Source organism: Paenalcaligenes suwonensis (assembly GCF_011290505.1).
Lineage (GTDB): Bacteria > Pseudomonadota > Gammaproteobacteria > Burkholderiales > Burkholderiaceae_B > Paenalcaligenes > Paenalcaligenes suwonensis.
The window spans coordinates 1-881 of record NZ_JAANPV010000022.1 but is presented as its reverse complement, the minus strand read 5'-3'; the positions used below and the strand labels follow the sequence as shown (position 1 = coordinate 881).

Here is an 881-nt window from a genome sequence, read left to right as displayed (position 1 = left end):
ATTTTGGCTACAACGCCAGCACCAACAGTACGGCCACCTTCGCGGATCGCGAAACGCAGACCTTCTTCCATAGCGATAGGCGCAATCAGCGACACTGTCATGGAAATGTTATCGCCTGGCAGAACCATTTCTTTGTCTTCTGGCAGCTCGATAGTACCGGTTACGTCAGTTGTACGGAAGTAGAACTGAGGACGGTAGCCTTTGAAGAATGGTGTGTGACGACCGCCTTCTTCTTTGGACAGAATGTACACTTCAGCTGTGAAGTCTGTGTGTGGTTTGATTGAACCTGGTTTAGCCAAAACTTGACCACGTTCAACGTCTTCACGTTTTGTACCACGCAGCAATACACCTACGTTATCGCCTGCTTCACCTTGATCCAACAATTTACGGAACATTTCAACGCCCGTGCATGTGGATTTTACAGTTTCGCGGATACCAACGATCTCGATCTCTTCACCAACTTTAACGATACCACGCTCGATACGGCCAGTTACCACTGTACCGCGACCGGAGATGGAGAACACGTCTTCAACAGGCATCAAGAATGCACCGTCAACGGCACGTTCTGGTGTAGGAATGTAGCTGTCCAGCGCTTCGGCCAAAGCCAAAACTGCTTGGCTGCCCAATGGGCCTTCGTCGCCTTCCAGTGCCAGCTTAGCGGAACCTTTAACGATCGGTGTGTCGTCGCCTGGGAAATCGTAGTTCGACAACAGCTCGCGAACTTCCATTTCTACCAATTCCAACAACTCTTCGTCGTCAACCATGTCGGCTTTGTTCAGGAACACGATGATGTAAGGTACACCAACCTGACGGCTCAACAAGATGTGTTCACGTGTCTGAGGCATTGGGCCGTCAGCAGCGGAAACTACCAGAATCGCGCC

1 protein-coding gene is annotated in these 881 nt (G+C 50.7%); it reads right to left on the bottom strand.

What is annotated here, in order from left to right:
• A partial coding sequence (gene tuf, locus GY634_RS17020; RefSeq protein WP_166409903.1) for an elongation factor Tu occupies positions 1–881 on the bottom strand: 881 nt, incomplete at both ends.